The organism is Alphaproteobacteria bacterium, from assembly GCA_019746225.1.
In the GTDB taxonomy this organism is placed as follows: Bacteria; Pseudomonadota; Alphaproteobacteria; order Paracaedibacterales; family VGCI01; genus VGCI01.
The window spans coordinates 25232-37509 of the sequence record JAIESE010000047.1 but is presented as its reverse complement, the minus strand read 5'-3'; the positions used below and the strand labels follow the sequence as shown (position 1 = coordinate 37509).

The window sequence follows — 12278 nt, the reverse complement described above, 5'->3', positions numbered from 1 at the left end:
GAAATTGGCAGACACGCCAGATTTAGGTTCTGGTGACGCAAGTCGTGGGGGTTCAAGTCCCTCCGCCCGCACCATATAAAAATTATAGAAATCGGTTACCGATTGAGACGGAGCATTAAATGCAAGTTGCAAAATTACTTTCAGAAAAGTTGAAATTCGAATTTAAGGTTTCAGCTTCGGCTGCAGAGCTACAGAAAAAATATGATTTGAATCTGCAAAAAATTGGCGCCAGAGCTAAAATTCCTGGATTTCGTCCTGGCAAAACACCTATGGCAATTCTTACGCAGCGCTATGGTGCCGAGGCTTTTGAGGATGCGGGTGAGGAAATCTTGCGTGAGGCACTGGCTGAAATTTACAAAGACCATAAGTTTCGTAATGCTGTAGACCCCGCTGTAAAGATGAATTCCTTTGAAAAAGGAAAAGATTTTGAGTGTATTCTCACTTTTGAGGTGTTGCCAGACATTGAGGTTAAAAGCTTTAAGGATATTTCATTAGACATTTTGAAGGTGACGATAAGCGATAATGACGTTGAGGAACGGCTAAAAAAGATGTGTGATGAGCATGTTCGCTATCAAGTTCCTAAAGTTGGGAGGGCGGCGCGAAAGGGGGACTTGGTCTCCGTGAAATGGTCAGGAACGCTGGAAGATGGTGAACGCATTGAATTGCCAGAAACCTATCAAATATTACTTGGTCCAGAAAAAGAAGGTGGTGCATTTGTTTCCGTAGTGAAGGCATTGTACGACAAGAAAGTCGGGGACCAACTCGAAGAGAAAATTAAGTTTCCGAAAGAAGAAAAGAATACGGATCTTGCTGGTAAAAATGCAATTATTAAGGTTGAGGTTCAGAAAGTTGAAGAGCCTCTTACTTTTAAGCTTGATAACGATTTTGCAAAAGAATTTGAGGCAGAAACGCTCGAAGATTTGCGGAAAAATGTTCGAAGCTCCGTTGAGCATGAGGGTAAAAAGGTTGCGCATTTATATACGAAGCGAAATTTGCTCGATGCTCTTGATAAGCAGTATAGCTTTGATTTACCGCCAACAATGGTGGAAAATGAGTTTAAAGCAATTTGGAGCCAGCTTCAACGCGAATTGGCTGAAGCACGCGCTAACGGCGAATTAGATGAAGAGGACGAGAAAAAGACGGAAAAGGAATTAAAGTCAGACTATGAAGTCATTGCAAAGCGTCGCGTGCGTTTGGGGCTTTTAATCTCTCATTTAGCGGATACGAATAAGCTAAAACTCAGTGATGAGGAAGTGAGAACGGCTGTTTTCCAGGAAGCCATGCGCTATCCTTCCCAAATGAATGATGTTATTAAATATTATGTTAATAACCAACAAGCCTTGCGGAATCTTGTTGCGCCTCTTCTGGAAGATAAGGTTGTAGATTTTATTTTGAGTAACTCAAATGTAACAGAACGGGTCGTAGATTTCCCAACATTGAAGAAAATTGTTCGCGGTGTGATCCCAACGCCGTATGATGATGAAGTGGATGATGCTCCCAAGGTGTCAACCACGAAGGAGAAAAAACCAAAGGTTGAAAAGGCAAAGGCAGAGAAAGTGAAAGGAAAATAGGCATGAGCACCTCTTCATCAGTGTTTAGCACTTTAGTTCCAATGGTCGTTGAGCAAACGAGCCGTGGAGAAAGATCGTATGACATTTATTCTCGCCTTCTCAAGGAGCGGATTATATTTTTGTCCGGTGCTATGAATGATGACCTCTCAAGCTTAATTTGTGCCCAACTTTTGTTTCTAGAGTCTGAAAATCCTGATAAGGATATCACGCTTTATATAAACTCTCCCGGTGGCGTTGTGACTTCAGGATTGTCGATCTTGGATACAATGAATTATATTCGCTGTGATGTGGCAACTTTGTGTATGGGACAGGCTTGTTCCATGGGATCTTTGCTATTAACGGCAGGTGCTAAGGGGAAGCGTATGGCTTTGCCGAATTCACGGGTAATGGTTCACCAACCCCATGGCGGTGCGCAAGGCCAAGCAACAGATATTGAAATTCAGGCCCGTGAAATTATAAATATTCGTAAACGAATTAATGAAATTTATGCGACGACGACCGGACAAGATATAAAAGTCATTGAAGAAACTTTAGAGCGGGATCGTTTTATGTCAGCGGAAGAAGCGAAGGATTTTGGATTGATTGATGATGTTGTTACCAATCGACCAAAAACAGTTGAGCTGCTAGTTAAAAGCGCAAAGGCTTAAAATGCTGGAAAATTTAACTCTTTGTTGATCATTGACAAGTCATACTAAATTTGTGAGTGGCCACTGTGTTATTTTTTTGCTTTAAGAAATAAGATAAGAAGGCCCTTTAAAAGTAATTGGAGGGGAAAAAAGTATGAGCAAATCAGCCGGAAGTGACATTAAAAATACCTTATATTGCTCCTTCTGTGGCAAAAGCCAGCACGAGGTACGCAAGCTTATTGCGGGACCGACGGTGTTTATTTGCGATGAATGCGTTGAATTGTGCACAGATATCATTCGTGAAGAAAACCGTTCATCCATGGTTAAGTCTGGAGATGGTGTCCCTTCCCCTGCTGAAATATGTGCTGTCTTAGACGACTATGTTATTGGTCAATTCTTTGCTAAACGTGTTCTTTCTGTAGCCGTCCACAACCACTATAAGCGTTTATCCCATGGACCCAAGACCGGGGATATTGAAATTGCGAAATCCAATATTCTGTTGGTTGGTCCAACGGGAAGCGGAAAAACACTATTGGCACAAACATTAGCACGTATTATTGACGTTCCTTTCACCATGGCGGATGCGACAACACTTACTGAAGCTGGGTATGTTGGTGAAGACGTTGAAAATATAATTTTAAAGCTATTGCAAGCGGCTGATTATAATGTCGAACGGGCTCAACGAGGAATCGTTTATATTGACGAAGTTGATAAGATTTCAAGGAAGTCAGATAATCCTTCGATTACACGTGACGTTTCAGGCGAAGGTGTTCAACAAGCCTTATTGAAGATTATGGAGGGTACTGTTGCGTCCGTTCCTCCTCAAGGTGGTCGAAAGCACCCTCAACAAGAGTTCTTACAAGTTGATACGACAAATATCTTGTTTATTTGTGGCGGTGCGTTTTCAGGATTAGAGAAAATTATTGCAGCTCGAGGCAAAGGAGCTGCTATCGGCTTTGGTGCTGATGTTCGCTCTCCTCAAGAACGAACGACCGGGGACTTACTTCGAGGCGTAGAACCTGAGGACCTTCTTAAATTTGGTCTCATTCCAGAGTTTATTGGCAGGTTGCCAGTCTTAGCAACTCTGACAGATTTAGATGAACAGTCCCTAGTTGAGATCTTGGTCAAGCCAAAGAATGCCCTTGTTAAGCAGTACAAGCGCCTATTTGAAATGGAAAATGTCGAATTGAACCTAACCGATGATGCGTTGCATGCGATCGCTTTAAGAGCGATTGCGCGCAAGACAGGGGCACGTGGTTTGCGTTCCATTATGGAAAGTATTTTATTGGACACAATGTTTGAAATGCCTTCTTATGAAGATGTTGAAGAAGTTGTTATTAACAAAGATGTTGTTGAAGGAACAGCTCAGCCCCTCAAGAGTTATGGCAAACGTCTCAGCGATGCGACAAAAGGAAGTAAAGGTTCTTAATAATTAAGGATCAAACGCCCTTGATAAATTGGTGACAAGCTATAATTCCTTAAGGATATAAGCGGTTTTCATGACCACGTTTGTAGATTCTGTATTAATTTCAAGGTTTGGGTGATTGGTATGATGTTTGGTTTGACAAAAGGGACTCAGTACCCGGTTCTTCCCCTTCGGGACATTGTTGTTTTCCCTCATATGATTGTGCCTCTATTTGTGGGAAGAGAAAAATCCGTCCGCGCTTTAGAGCAAGTCATGTTGGGGGATGACAAACAGATTGTCCTTGTAACACAAAAAAATGCGAATCATGATGATCCGAATTCCGCAGATTTATACACAGTTGGAACTCTTGGAACTGTTCTGCAATTGTTAAAACTCCCTGATGGAACGGTTAAAGTCCTTGTCGAAGGGGGTCAACGCGTTCGACTTATCCAAATTCAAGATGATGCTCAGCACTTCCATGCCATGGTTGAAGTTATCCCGATGGCGCTTGTGGATGAGGCTGAAGTTGAAGCTTTGGTTCGCACGATTGTTGGCCAGTTTGAGCAATACATTAAACTGAACCGAAAGATTCCCCCAGATGTTTTGGTGACCATTAATCAAATAGATGACCCTGCAAAGCTGGCAGATACTATTGCTTCTTATCTCGGCTTAAAGATTCCGGAAAAACAAATTCTATTAGAGACAGCTGACGTTAAACAGCGTTTAGAAAAAATCCTTAGTCATATTGAAGGGGAGATTGGTGTTCTTCAAGTTGAACGTCGTATCCGCACTCGTGTTAAGCGTCAAATGGAAAAAACGCAAAGAGATTATTATTTGAATGAGCAACTCAAGGCTATTCAGAAGGAACTTGGGGAAGGCGAAGAAGGCAAGGATGAGATTTCTGAGTTTGAGGCCAAAATCAAGAAGACAAAGCTGAGCAAAGAGGCCCGTGAAAAATCTTTGAACGAACTGCGCAAATTACGCAGCATGAATCAAATGTCAGCGGAAGCGACCGTCATTCGGAATTATTTAGATTGGATTCTTTCTATTCCTTGGCAACATCGTAGTCGAGTTAAGCGGGACATTATGTCGGCGAAAAAGATTTTAGATCATGATCATTATGGCCTAGATAAAGTCAAAGAACGGATTCTGGAATATTTGGCGGTCCAAAGTCGCGTGGGCAAGGTGAAGGGCCAGATTTTATGTTTGGTTGGTCCTCCTGGGGTTGGAAAAACGTCTCTTGGAAAGTCGATTGCGTCTGCCACAGGCCGTACATTTGTGCGAATGTCTTTAGGTGGTGTGCGAGACGAAGCTGAAATTCGGGGACATCGCCGGACCTATATTGGAGCAATGCCCGGCAAAGTCATTCAAGGCATGAAAAAAGCCAAGACATCGAATCCCCTATTTTTGCTCGATGAAATTGACAAAATGGGAACGGACTGGCGCGGAGATCCTGCTTCTGCTTTGCTTGAAGTATTGGACCCAGAACAAAACGCCACCTTCAATGATCACTATTTAGAAGTTGATTATGACTTGTCGGACGTGATGTTTGTGACCACGGCTAATACGCTTCGTATGCCACAACCCTTGCTGGATCGGATGGAGATCATTCGATTGCCAGGGTATACTGAAGATGAAAAAGTTGAAATTGCAGTCCATTATTTGATTCCCAAAACGATTGAGATGCATGGGTTGAAAAAGGGTGAGCTTTCCATAGCAGATGAAGCTTTGCGGCTTTTGATCCGTCTCTATACTCGTGAAGCTGGGGTGAGAAACCTTGAGCGAGAAATTGCGAATTTGTCCCGCAAAGCCATCAAAGAAATTTTGATTAAGCCCAAAACAACGAGCATCAAGATTACATCGCGTAATCTTGGGAAATATGCAGGCATTCCGCGATACCATTATGGGCTTGCCGAAGTTGCAGACGTTGTAGGTGTGACTACGGGCCTTGCTTGGACAGAAGTGGGTGGGGACTTATTGTCTATTGAGGCGGTGATTTTGCCTGGTAAAGGCAAAACCATGATCACCGGTAAGCTGGGGGACGTTATGCAAGAGTCTATCCAGGCAGCGGTGAGTTATATCCGCTCTCAGGCTCCACGCTTTGGCATAAAGCCATCTATGTTTGAAAAGCGCGATATTCATATTCATGTGCCTGAAGGCGCAACGCCGAAAGACGGGCCTTCTGCGGGTGTGACTATGTGTACGTCGATCGTTTCTGCCCTCACCGGCATCCCTGTTCACAAGGACATTGCCATGACTGGTGAGATCACCTTGCGTGGCCGTGTCTTGCAAATTGGTGGCTTGAAGGAAAAACTTCTGGCAGCCCATCGTGGTGGCGTTAAGACGGTTCTGATTCCCCAGGACAATGAAAAGGACTTGGCGGATATTCCGGATAATGTGAAGCGGGGCATCAAGATTATTCCTGTTTCTTCCGTGGATCAGGTTTTGAAGATTGCGTTGACGCAACCGTTAACGCCAATCGATTGGCCAGATGATGAGTTCAAGCCTGTGCCCAAAGAGACTACGGATGGAAGCGCTCCAGTTATGGAATCAGACGCGGTTCATTGATGGTAGATCCCGTTGTCATTACGAGAAACCTCCTCCAATGCCGAAGTGTGACGCCCCTTGATGCGGGATCCTTGGCCGTTGTGGGTGATTTCCTGACCGCAAGAGGCTTTGTCATTGAGCGTCTTGATTCCGGGGATGTGGCCAATTTCTACGCTCGCCTGGGCACCTCCTCCCCCCATCTCTGCTTTGTCGGCCATACAGATGTCGTCCCCCCTGGGGACCTTGCGCGCTGGAGCGTAGATCCTTTTGCGGGCGAAATAAGAGACAATAAGCTTATCGGCCGGGGTGTTGTGGATATGAAAGGGGCCATTGGCGCTTATTTGGCCGCTGTAGATGCGTTCCTTCAGAATAATTCCACCTTTACAGGGTCATTGAGTCTTCTCCTCACGACAGACGAAGAGGGGCCCGCTACGGATGGTTTATGCACTGTCGTAGAGCGATTTAAAGCCCGTGGGGAGAAAATCGATGCCTGTTTGGTGGGGGAGCCCTCCAACGTTGAGAAGGTGGGCGATACAGTGAAAGTTGGTCGTCGGGGCAGTTTGAATGCCACCGTGACGGTTTCTGGGAAAGCTGGGCATGTGGGGTATCCTCACCTGGCCAACAATCCAATTCCTCCTCTTCTTCACTATTTGCAAAACCTTCTTTCTGTCCCCCTGGATTCAGGAATGGCGCATTTCGATCCTTCGCATCTAGAGGTCACCTCCATTGATGTGGGCAATCCTACCCGAAGTGTGATTCCTACAGAAGCGACGGCAAAATTCAACATTCGCTATAACCCTGTCCAAAACCGTAATGCTTTGAGCCAATATCTTCACGCTGAAGCGACAAAAGCTGGTCTCAACAAAGAGGGATTTACCTATACCCTTGAAATGGGCGGAACGGGGGATGCGTTTTTGTGCGAGGATAAGGATCTACCAATCCTCGTAGGCGATGCCGTGTCCAAAATCACTGGTTTCACCCCGGTTCTCAGCACGAGCGGCGGGACGTCCGATGCACGTTTTTTAAAAGATATTTGTCCTGTTATTGAATTCGGCCTTGTGAGCGCAACAGCCCATCAGATTGACGAACAGATCTCCATTGAAGAAATTCATCTATTATCAAAGGCTTATGAAGAGATCCTCCGCCGGTATTTTGACAGGTAGGCGATGACGATCCCCTATTGCCAAAAGGATCTTTCAAACGGTCTCTAGGCGATTTGTTTAGCCTTTAGAGTATGGTTAAGGTTAAAGAACTCAACTGTAAAACTTTTAGGTTCAAAACGGGATAAGTTCCCTTGTTGACACTTAAAATCTAAGACATGACCCCCGTGGAAAAGAGAATCATCAATAAAATGAAGATGAAAACCGGGATTTTTTATGCCTCCGCAAAAGTCCGGTGCAAACGACCCCACACAGGTGCCTTCTACCATACTGAACTCAAATTTATCTGAAGTATCCATAACTTCTTTAATGGAAGGGTAGGGTTTTTCCTGCTTTTTTGTGCTTGAAACGTGATCGATTCGAACAGTCCCTTTACTTGAAGGGCAACAATCTGAGGTCCAAACGTGTGGCGAGGTATCTTATTATTTTTAAAATCATCATAGCACACGTTTCGAACAGGAACAGCATTTTGAGTGAATTTTTTTATAGCTAATTCGGTTATTTATCATTATTATCCAGCTCACAGAAAGACTCAAAGAAACAAAAAAATGCAAATTTATAATGAAGAAATATAATAAATCTATAACTAAAATGGTTCGAAGTTGCACCGTTATTATCATGGGGATATGGTTAACGGGGTGTGCCACTTTGGACTATTCTCAGCAAGCTTTTTGTTACCAAGCACCCCTTCCTACTTTCAACAACATCAATATCGCTCTTGTTCTTGGGGGTGGTGGTGCCAAGGGTTTAGGCCATGTAGGCGTAATTGAAGAGCTGCTAGCAGCGGGCATCTATCCGGATTTGATTGTAGGGTGTAGCGCAGGAGCAATTGTGGGAGCCCTTTTTGCGGACAACCCTAATGTTTACCATCTTAAGAGCATATTATTTGAGAAGAAACGTGAACATTTATTAGACATTTCTCTATTGCATATTCCCTTTGGTTTATCTAATGCTGCATCCCTTGACCAATTTTTAAAGGAGCACTTACGTTCCAAAACATTTGAAGAGCTTAAGATACCTTTTGTTGCTATGACCACAAGCTTGGAGTTTGGTGATTTAGTCCCTTTTGGCAAGGGTGAGCTTGTAAAACCCGTTCGTGCTTCAGCTGCTTTCCCGGGTGTCTTTCTACCAGTTAAAATTAGGGATGGATATTATTTAGATGGTGCTATTGCTGACCCAGTGCCGGTTGAAGTTGCTCGGGCACTTGGGGCTAAATTCATCATTGCTGTAGATTTAAGTGGAAATTTGACAAAATCTCTACCAAATCACGGTTTAGGTGTGCTGAAAAGAAGTATTGAGATCCAATATATTCATCACTGTCGTACAGCAAGTTCCAAAGCGGATTATGCCATTAAGATTCCTTTTGAGGATGTTGGGACCTTTGACGATTCTCAAAATGAGAAAATTTATGAAATTGGTCGGGCAACGGCTCGCAAAGCAATTCCTTCTATCCAAAAGTTGCTGAAGAGGGGCAATTGATGTAAAAATAGGAATGGGTTGTCTCAAGGAGCTAAGATATGAAAGTATTTCAATCACAAGATATCGTCGACAATTTTTCTGATTGGGTGAAGAGCCTGGCCAAGCTTACGGATCAAAACCTTCATGGCGGCAAAGACCTTTGTTGGTATACGGCGGGGCTTCCGCACCCCATGTACAGCTATGGCTGCCATACTTCTCAAGGGAATGACGCAGATCTAACATCTTGTATCACTTCGTTTATTCAATCTCAAACCCCCTTTTATTTTTGCGATGGTATCCGGAATGAGGGTAAGCATTCTGGTAAAACTATTGTAGCGCTTGGCGCGGATTCTTTTGGTACTCTGGACGGCATGTATTTTGATCTCGAAAGGGATTTTCCACAAGTAAAGCCGTCCATAGATGTTCAGATTCGTCAAATTTCGACTGAGGCTGAGTACCAGGATTTTGCTAAAGCAACCGCACAAGCAAGCGACCAACCGCTTGAGTATGCAAGGAGCTTCTTCTCGAATTTCGCCAACCTCCAAAACAGTCCTTTTATCCTTCTGAACACTTATTGCGACGGAAAACCTGTCGGGTGTTCGATGCTCTATCAATCGCCAGGTAATGTTGCTGGGAATTATTGGGATTGGGTTGCCCCAAATTACCGCAAGAAGGGGATTAATTCCGCAATGGTCGTTGAACGCCTCAAGATAGCAAAGGAGCTTGGGTATAAGCACCTGATAGCTCAGTGTATGGACACCTCTACGCGCCTCTATGCGACTTTGAGCTTTGTGAAGATCTGTGAGCTTGATTTTTATGGCAAGGCTGGATATGGGGGGTAAATTCCACCCCCTAATCCTGAAATGCAATCTTCGGTAATTTTACCTTCGGGCGGTGAACTTTTTCGGTGGGTGCTAATACTTTGGCAATACCTGTAATAACCTTCTTACCCTTCTGATTTGTGCAAACACAGTCCAAAGTAATAAGCGGTCGCTTTGCATTTTTTCGCGTGACTGTCACGAGAGCAGTGATGGTATCGCCAATGCCAACAGGCCTTAAAAACTTGAAAGATTGGCTGAGATAAATGGTCCCGGGGCCGGGAAGAAGGGTTCCCAAAACTGTTGATATGAGGGACCCTCCCCACATGCCATGGGCAATAATTTTGTGGAACATGTCGCCTTTGGCAAAGTCTTCATCCAAATGGGCTGGATTGATATCGCCGGACACAATGGCGAATAGTTGAATGTCCCGGGCTTTTAGGGTTCGCTTCAGGGAGGCGGAATCGCCAATATGAATCTCATCGAATGTAATGTTGTCTATGAATTTTTTCATCAGCGCTCCGACGTCCCTCTAGTTGATCAGGACATACTCACCAGGAGCATCTCTGAGGGGCTTATATCCTTTACACCCCATAGGGGGTGGGCTGATTTTATGGGTTGAATGATCAACCAACCACTTACGCCACGCTGGCCACCAGGAGCCGGAGCGCGACGGGGTTATTTCCTGCCATTCTTGGGGTGTTAAATGAAAATCAGTCTCTTTGTGTGTTGCGATATGGTAATGCCTTTTGTGATGTCCGGGTTCACTAATGATGCCGCCATTATGCCCGCCGCTTGTTAACACAAATGTAATTTCGGATTCAATGAACAAATGAATTTTGTAGACCGATTGCCAGGGGGCAATATGATCTTTTTCAGTACTCACGGCGAATACAGGCGTTGAGATGTCCTTTAAAGAAATGGGTTGTCCAAGGGCTTTAAATCGACCGCTGACCAGGTCATCATTCAAATACAATTTGGTTAAGTATTCTGAGAGCATTTTACGCGGGAGACGCGTCGAATCCGCATTCCAGGCCATCAAATCTGTTATTTCTTGGCGCTCCCCCATGAGGTAGGTTTTGATCATTTGAGACCAAATCAAGTCTTTGGAGCGCAGCATGTAAAAGGTCCCAGAGATGCGCTTGGCGTCTAAGTACCCCTTTTCAGACATAATATCATCCAAGAAATGCAATTGGCTTTCATCCACAAAATATTGAATCTCGCCCGCCTCTTCAAAGTCGACTTGAGCGGCGAAAGTGGTTAACGTTTTAAGTCGTAAGTCTCTGAGACGCGCCATTCGGGCAGCCGCAATGGATAGCAGGGTTCCGCCCAAACAGTATCCTACCGCATGAATCTTCTGTTTTGGGATGATTGTTGAAACCGCTTCAATCGCATCCATGATGCCCAATTTTAGGTAACTGTCAAACCCATGATCCTGATCTTTGCTTTCTGGGTTTTTCCATGAAATCATAAAAACCGTGTGGCCCTTACTTACAAGATATTTGACGAGGGAATTCTCAGGAGATAAGTCCATCAAGTAATATTTCATGATCCAAGCAGGGATAATGAGCAGAGGCTCGGCATATACCTCGCTTGTCATGGGGCTATATTGAATCAGTTCAATGAGCTGGTTTTGAAAAACAACCTTTCCTGGTGTTATAGCAATATTTTTGCCTACCTCAAATTTCTCAGACCCCACGGGGGGTTTGTTGCGCACCAGCCTGTCGAGGTCCTCCCAAAAATTTTGGGTGCCTCGCACAAAATTCTTCCCCGCCTCTTCAATGGTTTTTTCCACAACAACGGGATTCAAAGAAGGAAAATTTGCAGGACAGAATGCGTCAATGACTTGTTGGGTAAGGAAAGGAAGAACGTCCGAATGATGTTGGGTGACCCCGCGCACATCACTGGTTGCTTCCACCCACCATTGTTCGCTGAGGGAGAAGGCTTGTTTATACGCACTATAAGGCCATGTTTGCCAAGCAGGATCCTCAAATCGGTTATCTTTTGGCAACGAAGAGCCATTTCTCTTGTTGTTTTGCCCTCTTGAAATGAGAAATTTCATAAAGTTAAGATTCTTCAAGCGGGCGCTCTCAATGAGGTCAAGTTGTTTGCCGGGTGAAAAGGCAATATGGATCATCCAATCACTATAAGCTGCGGCAATCGACCCAGGCGAAAAGAAGCCAAAGTTGGCCCAGAAAGCATGGAGTTTATGATCTAATTGTGAGGTTGTCTTTTTGTCGAGTTTTAAGCTTGGAAGGGAACAGAGGCGTTGATGCGAATGGTTAACAAAGTCATCTCTGACCTTCTTGAAATAGTCGGCACTCATGAATTTTGGTGCTTCACTTTCCTTCTTTTTTTTCCTGTTCAAATTCATATCATGCCTCGTTGGCGTCAAGGGAGTTTGTCCCGAAGTTGACACTTATAAAAATGGACTTTCACGGCGTGCAAAAGCGCTCTGCTACACGCAATGCAGTACATTATTATAAACGGAAGGGGCTTAATTTTTCGTAAAGAGCAGGGGATTTCTTAATCTTTTAAGGAGATATCCTTTTTCCTTGAAACCCTTACTGTCTTTTAACTTACAAAATCTAAGAAAACTCGGTCAATGAGGTGAATATACTTGTGTTTTTGAAAAGAGTGATTATATATATGGCGTGACCCCCTGGGGGCTTTATATCAATCACAACACAAAC

General features: G+C 44.2%; 9 protein-coding genes and 1 pseudogene. 7 read left to right on the top strand and 3 right to left on the bottom strand.

The window, feature by feature from the left end; translation table 11 throughout:
* Positions 1 to 119 precede the first annotated feature (119 nt).
* From tig to dapE, 5 genes and pseudogenes are all read left to right on the top strand, one after another.
* Positions 120 to 1571, top strand: a pseudogene (gene tig, locus K2Y18_08595) (trigger factor).
* Between the two features lie 2 nt (positions 1572 to 1573).
* Complete coding sequence (clpP, locus tag K2Y18_08590; protein ID MBX9805793.1) at positions 1574 to 2218, top strand: ATP-dependent Clp endopeptidase proteolytic subunit ClpP; 645 nt, start codon at positions 1574 to 1576, stop codon at positions 2216 to 2218.
* Between the two features lie 133 nt (positions 2219 to 2351).
* Positions 2352 to 3626 carry an ATP-dependent Clp protease ATP-binding subunit ClpX gene (gene clpX / locus K2Y18_08585; GenBank protein ID MBX9805792.1) on the top strand — a complete coding sequence of 425 codons (1275 nt, stop codon included), beginning with the start codon at positions 2352 to 2354 and terminating at the stop codon, positions 3624 to 3626.
* Between the two features lie 123 nt (positions 3627 to 3749).
* Positions 3750 to 6170 carry an endopeptidase La gene (gene lon / locus K2Y18_08580; protein MBX9805791.1) on the top strand — a complete coding sequence of 807 codons (2421 nt, stop codon included), beginning with the start codon at positions 3750 to 3752 and terminating at the stop codon, positions 6168 to 6170.
* On the top strand, positions 6170 to 7312 hold the full coding sequence (gene dapE / locus K2Y18_08575; protein ID MBX9805790.1) for a succinyl-diaminopimelate desuccinylase: 1143 nt from the start codon (positions 6170 to 6172) through the stop codon (positions 7310 to 7312). The genes lon and dapE overlap by 1 nt, the downstream gene beginning before the upstream one ends.
* 44 nt (positions 7313 to 7356) lie before the next feature.
* On the opposite strand, the gene K2Y18_08570 is transcribed toward dapE, so the two are convergent.
* Positions 7357 to 7668: an acetolactate decarboxylase gene (locus K2Y18_08570; protein MBX9805789.1), complete on the bottom strand. Its 312-nt coding sequence runs from the start codon at positions 7666 to 7668 to the stop codon at positions 7357 to 7359.
* A 202-nt stretch (positions 7669 to 7870) separates the two neighbouring features.
* Between K2Y18_08570 and K2Y18_08565 the strand changes: the two genes are divergently transcribed.
* Both K2Y18_08565 and K2Y18_08560 read left to right on the top strand, forming a co-directional pair.
* A complete protein-coding gene (locus tag K2Y18_08565) occupies positions 7871 to 8788 on the top strand; it encodes a patatin-like phospholipase family protein (GenBank protein ID MBX9805788.1) in 918 nt (305 codons plus the stop codon).
* A 38-nt stretch (positions 8789 to 8826) separates the two neighbouring features.
* Positions 8827 to 9609 carry a GNAT family N-acetyltransferase gene (locus K2Y18_08560; protein ID MBX9805787.1) on the top strand — a complete coding sequence of 261 codons (783 nt, stop codon included), beginning with the start codon at positions 8827 to 8829 and terminating at the stop codon, positions 9607 to 9609.
* 10 nt (positions 9610 to 9619) lie between these two features.
* On the opposite strand, the gene K2Y18_08555 is transcribed toward K2Y18_08560, so the two are convergent.
* Both K2Y18_08555 and K2Y18_08550 read right to left on the bottom strand, forming a co-directional pair.
* Positions 9620 to 10099, bottom strand: coding sequence for a MaoC family dehydratase N-terminal domain-containing protein (locus K2Y18_08555; protein ID MBX9805786.1), 480 nt, complete (start codon positions 10097 to 10099; stop codon positions 9620 to 9622).
* 18 nt (positions 10100 to 10117) lie between these two features.
* Positions 10118 to 11959 carry an alpha/beta fold hydrolase gene (locus K2Y18_08550; protein ID MBX9805785.1) on the bottom strand — a complete coding sequence of 614 codons (1842 nt, stop codon included), beginning with the start codon at positions 11957 to 11959 and terminating at the stop codon, positions 10118 to 10120.
* Positions 11960 to 12278 lie beyond the last annotated feature (319 nt).